This window comes from Blautia sp. RTP21359st1_E11_RTP21359_211015, from assembly GCF_040910705.1.
In the GTDB taxonomy this organism is placed as follows: Bacteria; Bacillota; Clostridia; order Lachnospirales; family Lachnospiraceae; genus Blautia_A; species Blautia_A fusiformis.
Map to the genome: position 1 here is coordinate 41,991 of NZ_JBDGAB010000020.1, position 16,821 is coordinate 58,811.

The following is a 16,821-nucleotide window of genomic DNA, read 5'->3' on the forward strand; positions in this document are numbered from 1 at the left end:
GACGAGATCACCCTGGAGGAGCTGGAGGAGCTGAACCCGGAAGGAATCATCCTTTCTCCGGGACCGAAGCGTCCCTGGGATGCGAAGCTCTGCGTAGATACCGTAAAAAGATTTCAGGGAAGGATTCCTGTTCTTGGTGTCTGTCTGGGCCATCAGGTGATCGGCCACTGCGCGGGAGCAGTAGTGGAAAAGGGCGTGTGTCCCATGCACGGAAAAGTAACAGAGATCCACAACCATGGAACAGGAGTGTTTGCAGGCCTGCCTGAGAAATACAAGGTGACAAGATACCATTCCCTGATCGTGCGGGAAGACAGCATTCCGGAGGAGTATCAGGTGGATGCGCTTTCTGATGATGGTGCTGTTATGGGAATTTCCCATAAAGCATTGCCTATCTATGGTGTGCAATTCCATCCGGAAGCCGTTCTTACGGAATATGGACATGAGCTTCTTGAGAATTTTTGCAGGATCGCGGAGAATTTTCAGAAGGAGGAGTAAAAATATGTACAAAAATCAGCGAAGAATAAAAGAACTGACCCCATATATCCCGGCAGTGGACATTTTTCGGATCTACGAGAGAGAACCCGGAGCAGCGTTTCTGGATTCCTCCCTTGTCAATGAGCTGGGACATTATTCCGTGATCGGAAGATGTCCGTATCTGAAGCTGGTAAAGGACGGAGAGAACTTTACTATCAACGGAAGGCCGGAAATAGAAACAACCTTTGAAGACTATATGCGGGAATATTTAAATACCCATGAAGACAAAAATAACAGCGGACTTCCCATCGTATCCGGTGCAGTAGGATATTTTTCCTATGATTACGGAAGAAAACAGATGGGAGTACCATCCGGAGAAAAGGATCTTGTGACTGTTCCGGAGGCAGTTCTGACGTTTTATGACTGTTTTATCATAGAAGACTGTCAGGAAAAAAGGACCTATCTTGTGTCAAACGGAATCAGTGCAGACGCTGCAGCAGAAATCGGAGCGATGGAAAAAGCAATCCGGGAATTTACAGAGGCGGGGAAACAGGAAGGATCGGAAACAGGGGAAAAAAAGGAATCCGGAAACAAGATGGTCACGGAAAATTTTCACCGTGAGAAATTCAGGATCCAGGTTCATCCCAACTTTGAGAAAGAAGAATACAAACAGGCAGTAGACCGGATGATCCGCTATATTATAGAGGGCGATATCTATATTGCCAATATGACGCAGCAGCTGACCATTGAAAGCGAAAAACCACCTCTGGATGTTTTTTATGATCTTCGGAAAAATAATCCGTCTCCTTTCGGCGGATATCTGGATTTCGGAGATTATCAGATCGTCTGTGCATCTCCGGAACGTTTTCTGAAGATGAAAGACCGTCATGTAAATACCCGTCCTATAAAGGGAACAAGGAAACGTGGCGTAACATCTGAGGAAGATGAAATGCTCCGTCGGGAGCTTCAGGATTCCGGAAAAGATAAGAGTGAACTTCTTATGATCGTAGACCTGGAGCGAAATGATCTGAACCGGGTGTGTACACCGGGAAGCGTGAAGGTAACCGAGCTTTTTACAGTGGAAGCATACGCTACGGTTTTTCATCTGGTATCGGATATTGAAGGAAAACTGGAAGAAGGAAAAAATGTTATGGATCTTCTGGAGGCTGCATTCCCCGGCGGTTCTATTACCGGTGCGCCGAAATACCGTGCCATGGAGATCATTGACGAGCTGGAACACGGAAAGAGAAATCTTTATACAGGCTCTATCGGCTACCTGACACTGGACGGAGGCTGCGATTTCAACATCGTGATCCGTACAGCTCTTCATAAAAACGGAAAATATCACCTTGGCGTTGGCGGCGGGATCACAGCAGAGTCAGATCTGGAATTTGAGTACGAGGAGACTCTGCAGAAGGCGAAAGCGATCCTGGATGCACTGCAGTAGAGAAACATACAGAACGGTAAAAGTGAAAGGTTCTGTGGACAGATCAGAGAATCTGACAGGGACACTTCATAAGGAGGTCAAAGGAAATGAACAACATAACCTTAGACGAATGTTTTCAGTTCGGTCTGGGAGCATTTGAGACCATAGGAATAGAGCAGGGAACCCCCATACTTCTGGAAAAGCATCTGAAAAGACTGGAACGGGCGGCAGATTTCCTGAAGCTGGGTGATCCGGCAGTACGTGGGATCACAGCCGGGAGGATCGAAGAATATCTGGAAGAACAAAAAAAACGCCCGGAGGTGCAGAAAGAATTTGACGGACTGGAACACTGTGCGCTGAAGCTTATGCTTACAAAGGAAAATGCAGTGTATTCTCTTCGTGCCAATCATTATACGCCGGAGAATTATGAAAAAGGCTTTACCATGGATGTCAGCAAGGTAAAACGAAATGAAACATCACCTCTTGTATATCACAAAACCATGAATTACGGAGATTGTATCCTGGAAAAACGAAATGCTACAGCAGCAGGAATGGATGAACGGTTGTTTCTGAATACAAAGAAACAGATATCGGAAGGGACAGTAAGTAATGTATTCTTTGTGCGAAATGGCATGATCTATACACCAAAAGTCAGCTGCGGACTTCTCCCGGGAATCCTCCGTGAATATCTCTGTGACACGGAAGAGGTGGAAGAAACCTATATCTATGTTCAGGATCTTAAATGGTATCAGGAATGCTTTGTCACAAATTCCCTGATGGGGATCATGCCGGTGCGCCAGATCGGAGGAATCCGGTTTGAGGAAGACAAAGTGACAAGGGAGCTGATGAGAAGATATCGGAAGATGGTCAGAGATACTGCGAATAAGAAACAAATCAGATAAATGTTATTGCGAAACTATCACATTCAGGAAAGGTGATGGAATGTGAAGATCCGGCTTTCCGGGAAATGTACCTGAGGATGGAGGTAATATAAACAGGAATTTGGAATGGTACATAGATTTATAACGGAATTTGAATGAAAGTGACCAATACAGTCAGGGATAAACGTGCATTAACCAGGGAAAGCTAAGGTTGATGCACGTTTTTTTGTGCAAACTCAACCAAAAACGTTCATGAATTTTGTGAAGTAATTTGATTGACTTTGAATGAATTTGGAAGTATACTGAGTTCAACAAATGAAAAACAACAAAAAGCGGTCAAAAACCGCAGGATAAAAGATATGGGAGGAGAAAAAATGATCTGCACAGTTACTTTTAATCCGTCTCTGGACTATATCGTTTCCGTGGAGGATTTTAAACTCGGACTTACCAACCGAACAAGCTCTGAGCTGATGCTTCCGGGCGGAAAGGGAATCAACGTTTCCACCGTGCTGATGAATCTTGGAATCGAGAATACAGCACTTGGTTTCATGGCAGGATTCGTCGGAGATGAGATTGTAAGAAAGCTTGAGGAGATGGGAGTGAGATCTGATTTTATCAGGATCCCGGAAGGCGTTTCAAGGATCAACCTGAAGCTGAAATCTATTGATGGAACTGAGATCAACGGAATGGGACCGGAGATCAGCGCTGAAAAGGTTCAGGAGCTGATGAAGAAGCTTGACACACTGAAAGAGGGAGATGTGCTTTTTCTGGCAGGAAGTATTCCTTCATCTATGCCGGATGATATGTATGAGAAGATCATGGCGAGACTGGATGGAAAAGGCGTGATGATCGTTGTGGATGCAACGAGAGATCTTCTTGTGAATGTCCTGAAGTATCATCCGTTCCTGGTGAAGCCCAATAACCATGAGCTTGGAGAAATCTTCGGTGTAGAGCTTAAGACCCGTCAGGATGTGATCCCTTACGGAAAGAAGCTCCAGGAAAAAGGAGCCAGAAATGTGCTGATCTCAATGGCCGGAGAGGGAGCTGTCCTGGTAGCGGAAGACGGTCAGGTATTTGAGAAACCGGCACCGAAAGGAACACTGGTAAACGGAGTAGGAGCCGGAGATTCCATGGTAGCAGGCTTTATGGCAGGCTGGATGGAAAAACAGGATCACGAATATGCATTCCATATGGGAATTTCCGCAGGAAGCGCAAGTGCATTTTCTGAAAATCTTGCCACAAGGGAAGAGGTTCAGGCAGTATATGAACAGGTAACAGAGGGGTAAAGAAGAAAGGAGAAGGGAAGATGAGAATCACAGATCTGCTTGACAAACGAAGCATATCACTGGATGCTGCACCGAAGACGAAATCTGAAGCTCTGGACATGGCCGTAGATCTTATGGTAAAAAGTGAAAAGATCAGCGACAGGGAAGCTTATCGGAAACAGGTGTATTTAAGAGAGGAAGAAAGTACGACAGGAATCGGTGAGGGAATCGCTATTCCTCATGGAAAATGTGATGCGGTAAAGAAACCGGGACTTGCTGCCATGGTAGTAAAAAACGGCGTGGAATTTGAGGCACTGGATGATGAGCCGGTTACCCTTCTTTTCCTGATCGCAGCACCAAATACAGAAGATAACATTCATCTGGATGTACTCAGCAAGCTTTCCGTAATGCTGATGGATGATAATTTTACAGAATCCTTACGCAACGCAGGTTCTGTAGATGAATTTATGGAGATCATCGACAAGGCCGATGAGGAGAAAAAAGATATTGATGAAAGACTGGCAGATACAGGAAGTTCCGAAGGAGCCAGAGCTAAACTGCTGGCAGTTACCTCCTGCCCCACAGGTATTGCCCACACCTACATGGCAGCAGAGGGACTGGAAAAAGCAGCAAAGGCGAAAGACTGTTTCATTAAAATAGAGACACGAGGCTCCGGTGGAGCAAAAAATGTACTTACGGATCAGGAGATCCGGGAGGCAGACTGCATCATTGTAGCTGCAGATGCCAAGGTTCCCATGGATCGTTTCGATGGAAAGAAAGTCATCGAATGTCAGGTTTCAGATGGAATCAGCAAAGCGGACCGGCTTGTTGAACGTGCGATTTCCGGAGATGTTCCGGTATATCATGCAGCAGCAGGCAGTCAGAGCTCTTCCTCAAATGCAAAAGCAGGCGGCGGAGCAGGCCACAAGATCTATATGCAGCTGATGAACGGGGTATCTCATATGCTTCCACTGGTTGTAGGCGGTGGTATTCTGATCGCTCTTGCATTCCTGATCGATGGTTTAAGTGTAGATTTGAGTTCCCTTCCTGCAGACCAGAGAGCAAACTTTGGTACCATCACACCGGTAGCGGCTGTTCTGAAAAACATTGGTGGAACCGCATTTGGTTTCATGCTTCCGATCCTGGCCGGATTTATTGCAATGGCCATCGGTGACAGACCGGCACTTGCAGTTGGACTTGTGGGCGGTATGATCGCGGCAAACGGAAAATCTGGTTTCCTCGGAGCACTTCTTGCAGGCTTCCTTGCAGGATATCTGATCCTTGGACTTCGTAAGGTTTGTGATAAGCTTCCGGAAGCACTGGAAAAAATAGCGCCTGTACTGATCTATCCGGTTGTTGGTGTACTTCTTATGGGACTCTGTATGACCTTCGTTGTAGAGCCGATCATGGGCGGTATCAATACAGGATTAAATAATGCCTTGACAGGCATGGGAAATTCAAGTAAAGTAATTTTAGGGTTGGTTCTTGGTGGTATGATGGCCATTGATATGGGCGGCCCGTTCAACAAAGCAGCATATGTATTTGGTACAGCAGCTATTGCGGCAGGCAACTATGACATTATGGCAGCAGTTATGGTGGGAGGTATGACTCCTCCGTGTGCCATCGCACTCGCATCCCTGCTGTTTAAAGACAAATTTACAAAAGAAGAACGTGAGGCAGGACCGACCAATTTTATTATGGGACTTGCATTTATCACAGAAGGTGCGATTCCTTTTGCGGCATCTGACCCGGTCCATGTACTTCCGTCCTGTATCGTCGGTTCCGCAGCAGCCGGAGCAATCTCCATGTTCTTCAACTGTACACTGATGGCACCACATGGCGGAATCTTCGTATTCCCGGTTGTAGGTAATGCAATGATGTATCTGGTCGCACTGGTTGTGGGAACTCTGATCTCAGCTGTACTTCTCGGGGTACTGAAGAAAAAAGTTGCTTAAATTTTTTTAAATTAAAATGAAAACTGGAGGATAAAGAAATGAAAGAATTCAAGTATGTAGTAACAGATAACGAAGGAATCCATGCACGTCCGGCCGGAGAGCTTGTGAAGCTTGTAAAAGGTTTCGAGTCCAAGATCACTATCGAGAAGGACGGCAAGACTGTAGAGTGCAGAAAGCTTCTTGCACTTATGGGACTTGGCGTAAAGAAGGGACATGAGGTTACCTTTACATTCGATGGTGCAGATGAGGATGCAGCATACGAGGCAGTAAGCAAATTCATGCAGGAGAACCTGTAATCTCAGAATGAGTGAACAGAAGGCATCCCGGTCCGGTCGATCGGGATGTCTTTTTTGAAGGAGGAAAAGGAATGCTGACGGAGCAGAGATACGAGATCATACTCGGCCTTCTCAGAGAAAAAAACAGTGTTACGGTAACAGAACTGAAAGATATCCTGGATGCATCGGAATCTACGGTCCGCAGAGACATCACGGCGCTTTACAAGGCGGGGAAGCTGACCAGGGTTTTTGGCGGTGCGGTGGCACTGGAACATACTGTCAATGCCTATGAGCCTACCGTAGCCCAGAAAGTTGAGCTGAATATTGAAGAAAAAAAGAAGATCGCAGTCTATGCGGCAGCTCTGATCCGTCCGGAAGATTTTGTGTATCTGGATGCGGGAACGACTACCGGATATATGCTGGAGCATCTGGAAGGCTCCAGGGCGACTTTTGTCACCAATGGTGTTTCCCATGCCAGGGCTCTGGCTCAGATGGGAGTCCGTGTGCTTCTGATCGGCGGAGAACTGAAGGGATCTACGGAAGCTGTGATCGGAAGTCAGGCCATGCAGATGCTGAAGAATTATCATTTTACAAAGGGCTTTTTCGGGACCAACGGGATGACGCAGAGAGAAGGCTTTACCACGCCGGAATCCAATGAAGCACTGGTAAAGCGAACCGCCATGGAGCAGTGTCTGGAAAAGTACGTAGTGTCTGACAGCTCCAAATTCGGACAGATCAGTGCGGTGACGTTCTTTTCATTTGACGGAGCAGTGATCCTGACGGAAAGCTGTTCCAAAGAATATAAAGATTGCAGAAATATACAGATCGTATCATAGAAAGATCGCAAAAAAAACCGGTTTGGAAGAAAAAATTCTTCGTAAACCGGTTTTTTGTTTGCTGAGGATCTGTTTCAGGCTTCCCTGGAGATCATGGCTTCTAGATCTTCTACGGAAATGTCTTTTTTTTGCATCAGCTTGAGCAGACGTTTCAGTTCAGCAGCTTCCTTTGCCTTTTTTTCAGCTTTGCGGATCTCATCCAGCTGAGCTGCCAGTGCAGTTTTTTCATCCTCCAGCGCTGCTATCTTTTCGGTGCAGGCAGCAATCTTGGAATCTACTTTGGAAATTTTCTCATTGAGTACTTCTATCTTTGTACGTCTCTGTGCCATATGAAACCTCCTGATAAAAATATTACTTCTTATACACTATACAATAGCATAAACGACGATGAAATACAATTGTGAATTGATGTGCAATATGTTATCATGAATGTATATAATATTTCAGAAACGCAGGAAAATACTATGGATAAAGATAAGGGTGTATTTATGACTGCCCGGGAAGTAAATATGGAAATAGAAATGCTGAAGACGGTTTTTGACATTGTAAGACTGGTGGATGTTAGCCGTACAGCTCCGGTAAATATTGGCTCAGACGATTGCTCTTATGAAGCAGAACATAAATGCTTTGCAGTGTGGAATAAAGGCAGAAGATGTGAGAACTGTATTTCTGCCAAAGTTTTTGCCCGTAAAAACAAAATGACGAAATTTGAGTTCGTCAATGATGACATTTATCAGGTAATCGCCAAATATGTGGTTATAGACGGGACACCTCTTGTCATGGAAATGGTCTTTAAAATGACGGATAAGATCTTTCTGGGAGCTTATGGAAGCGGATCTCTGATCGATAAGATCAGCAGATTCAACCGGGAATTATATGAAGATCCGCTGACTGGTGCCAGAAACCGGAGATATTTTGAGGAACAGCTGAAATCCCTGGATAAGATGGGGGCTATAGCTATGATCGACGTGGACAATTTTAAACAGATCAATGACAGCTATGGCCATGTAGCTGGAGATGCGGCGCTTTGTACCATTGTCAGAACGATTTTTGAGCATGTGCGGGCAGATGACGTGGTACTGCGTTATGGAGGAGACGAATTTCTTCTGATGTTTGAAGAAATTCCGGAAAAGGTATTTCAGCAGAAGCTGGAAGATATCCGGGAAGAGATCGCAATGGCAGATGTGCCGGAATACAAAGAAATCCGGCTTTCCATGAGCGTGGGAGGTGTATATGGAAGCTGTAAGGTCAGAGATGGAGTGATGGAAGCGGACAGGCTTCTCTATCAGGCCAAGCGGCAAAAAAACTGTGTTGCCTACAAGAGGATCTGACGGAAATGACATGACAGTCATTGAAAGCAGAATTATGTAACAGGCGCATGAGGTGTATATCTGGCAAGTGAAAGGGAGAATAGGGATATGAAGATAATCGCAAGGATCAGAAGTGATTTTCCGACAAAATTCGGAATCCCGCGTCAGAGCGGTCGAGTGGAAGAACTGACAGCCTGTATTGTTTTTGAACCGGAATACCGGGTACGGGAAGCGGTAAAAGGACTGGAAGATTTTTCGCATATCTGGCTGCTGTGGGAGTTTTCACAGTCGATCCGTGAGAACTGGTCCCCTACAGTACGTCCGCCACGCCTGGGCGGAAATGAAAGGATGGGCGTATTTGCCACCAGATCGCCCTTCCGTCCCAATCCAGTAGGCTTATCCTGTGTGAAGCTTGAAAAAATCGATCTGGAAAGCAAAGAAGCTCCTGTACTGATCGTATCCGGTGCGGACCTGATGGACGGAACCCCCATCTATGATATCAAGCCATATCTGCCTGTGGCAGACTGCCATCCGGAAGCGCTGGGCGGCTTTGCGACGAAGGTGGAGCAGCATTTTCTGCAGGTAGAGATCCCGGAAGAATGGAAGGCAAGGATTCCGGAGGATAAGCTTACTGCGTTGGAAGGCGTGCTCAGAGAGGATCCGAGGCCTGCCTACCAGAAAGATCCGGAGAGGATATACGGAATGCCTTTTGCAGGAATGGATGTTCATTTTCAGGTAAAAAACGGCATACTTACAGTATGCGAGATCACAGGATATAAAAAATCAGACAGAATTTAAAATTACCTTTGACAAACTTTTTGTGAGATGGTATTATAATAAATGAGTTAGCAAGTGCTAACTCAATATTTTAAAAGTAAAGTTAGTTTAAAATAACCTTGAAACAGTCATATAAAAGTTCAGAGATCAAAGGAGAGTGAATTATGAGCGTTGTAATTGTAGGCGGTAATGAAAGAATGGTATGTCAGTATGAGGATATCTGCAAAGGCTTCGGATGCAAGGCGAAAGTTTTTGCCAAGGAAAAAGGAGCCATGAAGAAAAAGATCGGGGTGCCGGATCTGATGATCCTGTTCACCAGTACCGTTTCCCACAAAATGGTAAACTGCGCAGTAGAAGAAGCAAAGAAAAAATCCATTCCGGTATGCCGCTGTCACACAAGCAGCGCTGCAGCTCTCGAGAACATTCTGAAGCAGTACTGTGCATAAGAAACAGGTCAGGAGATACTTTTCTCTTGTATAATTTGACTTTTTTGCAGAAATGTTACGGAAATGCTTGCAAAATTACAAATTATTCAATAAAATAGCCGTAGGTTTCTGTGGTAAAGCGTTGCAGTGAATGGTGAAAAGGCGGCGCTGGAAGTCGAAATTACAGGTGAGAGGTGTTATCATGAAAAAAGTTGTAAAATTCGGTGGAAGTTCTCTTGCAAATGCGGAGCAGTTCCAGAAAGTGGGCGATATCATCCGCAGTGATGAGAGCCGCCGTTATGTAGTTCCGTCAGCTCCGGGAAAGAGATTTGACGAGGATATCAAAGTGACGGATATGCTTTATGGATGTTATGACGCAGCATCCAAAGGGGAGGATATCACTGAGAAGATCAATGCGATCAAGGCGCGATATTATGAGATCATCAAGGGACTCGGACTGAGCCTTTCTCTTGAGGAGGAGTTCAAGAAGATCGATGAGGATTTCCGTGCACAGGCAGGAATCCAGTATGCGGCATCCAGAGGAGAGTTTCTCAATGGTAAGATCATGGCTGCATATCTTGGATATGATTTCGTGGATGCAGCTTCTGTGATCCGTTTTGATAAAGCTGGTAATCTGGAAGCGGAGGAGACCAATAAACTCCTTTCCAAAAAGCTCAGCAAATCCCAGCATGCGGTTATTCCGGGATTTTACGGCGCATGTGCAGATGGCACGGTAAAGACATTTTCCAGAGGTGGTTCTGATGTGACAGGTTCCCTGGTTGCAAAGGCTATCCATGCAGATATTTATGAGAACTGGACGGACGTTTCCGGTTTTCTTGTAACAGATCCGCGTATCGTTCACAATCCGGAGCCTATCGAGGCAATCACATACAGAGAGCTTCGTGAGCTTTCCTACATGGGAGCTACTGTTCTTCATGAGGATGCCATTTTCCCGGTTCGTAAAGAGGGAATTCCGATCAATATCCGTAACACAAACAGCCCGGAGGATAAAGGTACTCTGATCGTAGAGAGCACCTGTAAGAAGCCGAAATTCACTATTACCGGTATCGCCGGAAAGAAAGGCTTCTGCTCTATTAATATCGAGAAATCCATGATGAACAGTGAGATCGGGTTCGGACGCAAGGTACTTCAGGTATTTGAAGATCAGGGAATCAGCTTTGAGCATGTACCATCCGGAATCGATACCATGACTGTATATGTTCATCAGGACGAATTTGAGGAGAAAGAGCAGCAGGTTATCGCAGGTATCCACCGTCTGGTGCAGCCTGATTTTGTGGAGATGGAATCTGACCTTGCACTGATCGCAGTTGTTGGTCGTGGAATGAAATCCCAGAGAGGCACTGCAGGAAGGATCTTCTCTGCTCTTGCCCATGCAAATGTAAACGTAAAAATGATCGACCAGGGTTCCAGTGAACTGAATATCATCATCGGTGTAGAGAATCGTGATTTCGAAAAAGCAGTCAGAGCAATCTACGATATTTTTGTTCTGACACGGATATAAACAAAATCCGGAAACGGATTTTGTTTATGAGGAAGTAGCGAAGCGGATTCCGAATATCCGATTGATATAAATCCGGAAACGGATTTTGTTTATGAGAAAGTAGCGAAGCGGATTTCGAATATCCGATTGATATAAATCCGGAAACGGATTTTGTTTATGAGGAAGTAGCAAAGCGGATTCCGAATATCCGATTTATTTAAAACCGCCGCAGTACGTGTAACATACCGTCCTGCGGCGGATTTTTTTGGAAAAATCCAAGATTTATCTAAAAATAATACAATCAAATTCAACAGGATTTCCAAAGGAAAGACAAAGATATTGTACATTGTGTCGAAAAAAGTTTGATATGAAATAAACAGTATTGACAAAAACTTAACTTTTGTGTAAAACTGAAATATGAAAAAATCAGAAAGGCAGGCGGTCAGCTATGGAGAAACAGATCAAACTGGATGAAAAAAGTGCACAGGAGTTTGTCAGTGCAGCCAGCAGATGTAATTTTGATATTGATGTATTTTATAACCGTATTATCATTGATGCAAAGTCGATCCTCGGACTTTTGAGTCTGGATCTGACAAAGACTCTGACAGTAAAGTGTTACGGAGAAGATGAGGATTTTAATCGTGTTCTTTCCAAGTATGCAGCAGGTTGAGAAATATGAATAAAGAAAAACGGTGATAAAAGGGCGCAGTTCATGAGAAGAAAAGCAGAACATGCGTCCTTTTTATTATGGGAAGCTTTCGGATCATATTTTATGGTATAATCCTGGTATAGCATGGAAAAAGAATAGCTGCCGGACTGGAATTCCGGCAGCTGCCGGGAGTGAAAATATGGAAAAACCAAGAGTGCGGATTTCTGTCAGAAATCTTGTGGAATTTATACTGAGGAGCGGAGATCTGGATAACAGCAGTGGGACATCCGGAGATAAGGAAGCCATGTTAAAAGGCGGAAGGCTTCACCGCAAGATACAGCGGAGTATGAAGGGCGATTATCAGGCAGAGGTTTCTCTGAAAAAAGAAAGTGAATACGACGATGTGGTCATTCAGGTCGAGGGCCGTGCAGATGGGATCTTTACAGAGGACGGAGCCGTTTATATTGATGAGATCAAGGGGACTTACGGAAATGTCCAGGCAATGGACATGCCAATACCTGTCCACCGTGCCCAGGCCATGTGTTACGGAATGATCTGGGGAGAAAAAGAAGGGATTTCTGAAATCCACATTCAGATGACCTACGCTCATCTTGAGACGGAAGAAACCAGGAGATTTCGTGAGGATTTTTCCATAGAGGAGCTTAAAGGCTGGTATCAGAAGCTTCTGGATGCCTATCACAAATGGATCGCATATTCTCTTAACTGGAAAAAAGAGAGAAATGCATCCATGAAGGATCTGCAGTTTCCGTTTCCATACAGAGAAGGGCAGCGGGATATTGTTAGTGGTGTGTACCATACGGTTTCCAGCGGGAAGACCTTATTTGTTCAGGCGCCTACCGGTGTGGGAAAAACCATGTCTGCCATTTTTCCGTCCGTGCGCGCCATCGGTGAGGGAAAAGGTGAAACACTTTTTTATCTTACCGCAAAAACCATCACAGGAACTGTGGCGCAGGAGGCATTTCACATCCTGCGGGAAAAAGGTCTGAAATTCAAGGTAACGGCGATCACGGCAAAGGAAAAACTGTGTTTTCAGGATACTCCGGAATGTACACCGGAGAAATGTCCTTATGCAAAGGGGCATTTTGACCGGGTAAATGATGCGGTTTATGAGCTCTGGACCACTGAAGAGGTATATTCCAGAGAAGTGATCCGTGCTCATGCAGAAAAATGGCAGGTGTGCCCTTTTGAAATGTGTCTGGATCTTTCAATCTGGGTAGACGGGATCATCTGTGATTATAATTACGTGTTTGATCCCAATGTTCATCTGAAACGTTTTTTCGGGGAAAATATTTCCGGGGATCATATTTTTCTGATCGATGAGGCACATAATCTGGTAGAACGTGGCAGAGAGATGTACAGTGCCGGTATTTCCCGTCAGAGTCTGGTAGCACTTCGAAAGAAGATAAGAAAGAGGTTTTCAAAACTGGCCAGAGCACTGGATAAAGCAAATCGCCAGATGATGGAACTGGAAGAGAATCTTGCGGAAACAGGAAAAGGGTATCAGGTGCTGCCCAATCCCGGAGTACTGCCGATCACATTTCTTACGATATCAGGTGAGCTGGAAGAAATACTGGAGGAAAAAGAACTGGAAGAAGAACTACGCAGGGAAATACTGGAATTTTATTTTATAGTGCGTGATTTTTTAAATGTTTCAGAGCTGGTAGATGAAAATTATGTAGTATATACCGAAAACAGCGCAGAAGAAGGATTTCGTCTGATGCTGTTCTGTGTGAATCCGGCAGAAAATCTGGGAGAATACCTGAAAAAAGGAAAAAGTGCAATTTTCTTTTCAGCTACAATGTTTCCCATGCTCTATTACCGGGAGCTTTTGACAACAGACCGTGATGCCTATGGGATTTATGTGCAGTCTCCTTTCCCAAAAGAAAACCGCAGGATTCTTATCGGCAGCGACGTAAGCAGCCGGTATACCCGGAGAAATCGTGCAGAATACCGGAAGATCGCCGGATATATTGCCAGATGTGTCTGGCAGAGGCAGGGAAATTATATGGTGTTTTTTCCGTCGTATCGTCTTATGGAAGACGTACTGCAGGTTTATGAGGAAGAATTTTCCGTAGACTGGGTGCGCTGCGTGTGTCAGACGCCGGATATGACAGAACAGGAACGGGAAGGATTTTTGGAGGAATTTCAGGAACGGGAAGGTACCCTGGTAGGGTTCTGTGTTCTTGGAGGGATTTTTTCTGAGGGTGTTGATCTGACAGGGGAAAGTCTGATCGGGGCAGTGATCGTAGGAACCGGACTTCCCCAGATCGGCAGTCAGCGTGAGATCTTGAAAGAGTATTACGATAAAAAGAATCACTGTGGTTTTGATTATGCATATCGCTATCCGGGTATGAACAAGGTGCTTCAGGCCGCCGGGCGCGTGATCCGCACAAAAGAGGATAAAGGAGTGATATTGCTTCTGGATGACCGCTTCTGGGATCGGGATTACCAGGAAATCTTTCCCAGGGAATGGCAGGACCGTACAGGCTGCAGGCTGGATACGGTAGAAGGTGCAGTGGAGACGTTCTGGAAGAGGTTTACTTGACAGAACGGAGAAATCCGATATACTTATAGAGTCTTTATCTGGAAAATTACTGGAGGAATGTGTGGATGCCGGATCAGGACAAGAAACTGTAAAATAGGATCATAAGAAAAGTGAAAGAAGTATATGAGACGAAAAAAAATATATAAAGCATTGGCATTTTGTCTGAGCACAGTGATGCTCGCACAGCCGGTTTTTGCGACAACAGTGCAGCAGACGGCACAGGGAAGCCTTGGTTCTGTTACGGAGGAGTCCCAGATACTTCCAATTCCCGGTGAAAGCGGGAAATATATTCTGAAAAGCAATGGCTTTTACTGCCTGAATGAAGATGGAACCAAAGAAAATACTCCGGCAGTGTATTATTTTGATCATTTTGAGATCGACGGAACGGTTTTTGATGGATATTATTATCACGACGAAAGCGGTAAATTTACAGCGGGAAACTCGCATATGGTCCAGATCACCGATCTGAAGGCTCCGGCAAAAGACGGTAGCGGTGAGGAAGTTTCTTTTGACGGCTGTTATATGGTAAACAATCTGGGAAAACTCAGCGCCTCTCCACAGGTACGTTATATGGATGAGCTGGTGGTGGACAAAACAACATACAACGGGCTGTATTATTTTGATGAATATGGAAAAATGGTCACAGATCCAGGTATCCATTATCTGGAAATGAATGCTGCAGGACAGATGTTTGACGGATATTATTATTTTGGCGGAGAAAACGGCGTTCTGCGCCAGGAAGAGGGAGAGACTCCGGAGGGATTTTCCGTGGATAAATCCGGAAAAGTCGAGACGAAAGATCTGGGAATGGATGGCCTTGAGAAACGGCTTGCGGATCTTCTTGGAACCTATGAGGGTACATGGAGCGTTTATGTAAAGGATCTGACCAGTGATCAGGAGTTTGAACAGAACAGTCAATCACTGTACTCAGCCAGTCTGATCAAAGTGTTTGTCATGGCTCAGACCTATGCCAACATGGATGCAGTCCTTCAGAACGAAGCGGCAAAAATGAAAAAAGATGTTACAGATCCGTTCGTATCCACAAAGGTCAATGACCTTCTCTGGAATATGATCACAGTCAGTGACAATGAATCCTTTAATGAGCTGGTACGTCTGCAGACAGCATCGGGTGTTTTTAAGGACGGAGCACAGGCTGTAAATGGATTTCTTGCGGAACAGAAATTTGCAGATACTTCCGTACAGCACATCTTAAGCCCGTCCTCTTCAAAGGACGTCGGCCTCGGTGGTAGGAACACCACTTCCGTAAAAGACTGCGCAGAGCTTCTTTCCCGGATCTATAAAGGAGAATGTGTATCGAAAGAAGCTTCGGAGGCTATGCTGAACCTGCTTCTGAACCAGCAGGTTACTACTAAGATCCCCAGCGGGATATCTGTGTCCGTGGAAATTGCAAATAAGACTGGAGAAACGGATACGGACCAGCATGATATCGCCATTGTATATGGAGAAAAGACTACATATATCCTCTGTGTGATGTCAGAAGACTGTAAACCTGGGGATGCAGTTTCGCATATCCGGGATATTTCCGGTATTGTTTATAATTATCTGAATATGGACCTTGACCAGGGGTGATCTGTGAGTTAGAATAAAAAACAGCTGAGCAAGATCCTGATGGATATTTCCGCCAGAGAAGTATCCGAAATGTTCATGAAAGGGGAATTCTATTATGAAGACAGTACATACAGACAAAGCACCTGCAGCAATCGGACCATACTCCCAGGCTATCATCCATGGAGATACACTTTACACATCCGGTCAGATCCCGGTGGATCCGGCAACTGGAGAGGTAGTTGGCACAACCATCGAGGAGCAGGCTGACCGTGTTATGAAGAATCTCGGAGCAGTTCTGGAAGCTGCCGGTTCCAGCTATGAGAATGCGATCAAGACAGTATGCTTCCTTGCAGATATGAACGATTTTGCGGCATTTAATGAAGTATATGCCAAATATTTCGTAAATAAACCTGCACGTTCCTGTGTTGCAGTCAAGACACTGCCAAAGAACGTTCTCTGCGAGGTAGAAGTGATCGCAGCGATCGGATGATCTGATAAAAAATCCCTGTTGTCTGATTTCAGTCAGACAGCGGGGATTTTTTTTCGTGGGGATAAAGTATTTTTCTCTGTTTTGGAGCAATCTCTTTTTTTGTGTTTTCAAGCGTTAAAACGGTAATGTTTTTTCTTGTGTAAAGTAGAGCGCTGTAGTATAATAAAACCAGTTTTTTAGGATACGTATAAAAGCTTAATAAGGATGATCGGCAAACCAGATGAAAGTCTGGGACGCAAAGCTATAGGGCCTGTAAAATGGCAGCCAGTTGCATGAAATGAGGTGCACTGTCTGTGAGACGGTGTTTTTTTTATCCAATGCGTTTTATAAACCATAGTATAATATAAATATGAACACAACATATAAATCAAACAACAATGTCGTCTATTCCTGTAAATACCATGTAGTATGGTGTCCAAAGT

16 protein-coding genes and 1 riboswitch are annotated in these 16,821 nt (G+C 44.9%); of the genes, 15 read left to right on the forward strand and 1 reads right to left on the reverse strand.

What is annotated here, in order from left to right; translation table 11 throughout:
* The 7 genes from AB5026_RS09035 to AB5026_RS09065 form a co-directional block, all read left to right on the forward strand.
* On the forward strand, positions 1-495 hold a 495-nt coding region (locus tag AB5026_RS09035; RefSeq protein WP_368213162.1), incomplete at its 5' end, for an aminodeoxychorismate/anthranilate synthase component II.
* A 4-nt stretch (positions 496-499) separates the two neighbouring features.
* A complete protein-coding gene (gene pabB / locus AB5026_RS09040; RefSeq protein ID WP_368213163.1) occupies positions 500-1,921 on the forward strand; it encodes an aminodeoxychorismate synthase component I in 1,422 nt (473 codons plus the stop codon).
* An 86-nt stretch (positions 1,922-2,007) separates the two neighbouring features.
* Positions 2,008-2,802: an aminotransferase class IV gene (locus tag AB5026_RS09045; protein ID WP_368213164.1), complete on the forward strand. Its 795-nt coding sequence runs from the start codon at positions 2,008-2,010 to the stop codon at positions 2,800-2,802.
* Positions 2,803-3,155: 353 nt separating this feature from the next.
* Positions 3,156-4,067, forward strand: a complete 912-nt coding sequence (pfkB, locus tag AB5026_RS09050) for a 1-phosphofructokinase (protein ID WP_118608277.1) — start codon at positions 3,156-3,158, stop codon at positions 4,065-4,067.
* 20 nt (positions 4,068-4,087) lie between these two features.
* Positions 4,088-6,001 (forward strand): fructose-specific PTS transporter subunit EIIC, encoded by a 1,914-nt coding sequence (locus AB5026_RS09055; RefSeq protein WP_022426092.1) that lies wholly within the window; start codon positions 4,088-4,090, stop codon positions 5,999-6,001.
* 38 nt (positions 6,002-6,039) lie between these two features.
* Complete coding sequence (locus AB5026_RS09060) at positions 6,040-6,297, forward strand: HPr family phosphocarrier protein (protein WP_015525831.1); 258 nt, start codon at positions 6,040-6,042, stop codon at positions 6,295-6,297.
* Positions 6,298-6,368: 71 nt separating this feature from the next.
* Positions 6,369-7,112 carry a DeoR/GlpR family DNA-binding transcription regulator gene (locus tag AB5026_RS09065; protein ID WP_022426091.1) on the forward strand — a complete coding sequence of 248 codons (744 nt, stop codon included), beginning with the start codon at positions 6,369-6,371 and terminating at the stop codon, positions 7,110-7,112.
* 74 nt (positions 7,113-7,186) lie between these two features.
* Here AB5026_RS09065 and AB5026_RS09070 read toward each other — a convergent pair whose 3' ends face one another.
* Entirely contained in the window at positions 7,187-7,441 is a 255-nt protein-coding gene (locus tag AB5026_RS09070; protein ID WP_022426090.1) for a hypothetical protein, read from the reverse strand.
* A gap of 135 nt (positions 7,442-7,576) precedes the next feature.
* Between AB5026_RS09070 and AB5026_RS09075 the strand changes: the two genes are divergently transcribed.
* The 8 genes from AB5026_RS09075 to AB5026_RS09110 all read left to right on the forward strand — a co-directional run bounded on the left by AB5026_RS09075 (position 7,577) and on the right by AB5026_RS09110 (position 16,399).
* A complete protein-coding gene (locus AB5026_RS09075) occupies positions 7,577-8,443 on the forward strand; it encodes a GGDEF domain-containing protein (protein ID WP_022426089.1) in 867 nt (288 codons plus the stop codon).
* 87 nt (positions 8,444-8,530) lie between these two features.
* Positions 8,531-9,220, forward strand: coding sequence for a tRNA (N6-threonylcarbamoyladenosine(37)-N6)-methyltransferase TrmO (tsaA, locus tag AB5026_RS09080; RefSeq protein ID WP_021650988.1), 690 nt, complete (start codon positions 8,531-8,533; stop codon positions 9,218-9,220).
* Between the two features lie 143 nt (positions 9,221-9,363).
* The gene (locus tag AB5026_RS09085) at positions 9,364-9,645 is read left to right on the forward strand and encodes a DUF2325 domain-containing protein (RefSeq protein WP_015525835.1); all 282 of its coding nucleotides are present in this window, start codon (positions 9,364-9,366) and stop codon (positions 9,643-9,645) included.
* A gap of 181 nt (positions 9,646-9,826) precedes the next feature.
* The gene (locus AB5026_RS09090) at positions 9,827-11,146 is read left to right on the forward strand and encodes an aspartate kinase (protein ID WP_015525836.1); all 1,320 of its coding nucleotides are present in this window, start codon (positions 9,827-9,829) and stop codon (positions 11,144-11,146) included.
* A gap of 427 nt (positions 11,147-11,573) precedes the next feature.
* Entirely contained in the window at positions 11,574-11,795 is a 222-nt protein-coding gene (locus AB5026_RS09095; RefSeq protein ID WP_015525837.1) for an HPr family phosphocarrier protein, read from the forward strand.
* A 178-nt stretch (positions 11,796-11,973) separates the two neighbouring features.
* Positions 11,974-14,340 carry an ATP-dependent DNA helicase gene (locus AB5026_RS09100; RefSeq protein ID WP_173740823.1) on the forward strand — a complete coding sequence of 789 codons (2,367 nt, stop codon included), beginning with the start codon at positions 11,974-11,976 and terminating at the stop codon, positions 14,338-14,340.
* 123 nt (positions 14,341-14,463) lie between these two features.
* Positions 14,464-15,930 (forward strand): serine hydrolase, encoded by a 1,467-nt coding sequence (locus tag AB5026_RS09105; protein ID WP_244095998.1) that lies wholly within the window; start codon positions 14,464-14,466, stop codon positions 15,928-15,930.
* Between the two features lie 91 nt (positions 15,931-16,021).
* Complete coding sequence (locus tag AB5026_RS09110; RefSeq protein WP_044961177.1) at positions 16,022-16,399, forward strand: RidA family protein; 378 nt, start codon at positions 16,022-16,024, stop codon at positions 16,397-16,399.
* A 200-nt stretch (positions 16,400-16,599) separates the two neighbouring features.
* Positions 16,600-16,675: riboswitch (cyclic di-GMP riboswitch) on the forward strand.
* The last annotated feature ends 146 nt before the right edge of the window (positions 16,676-16,821 follow it).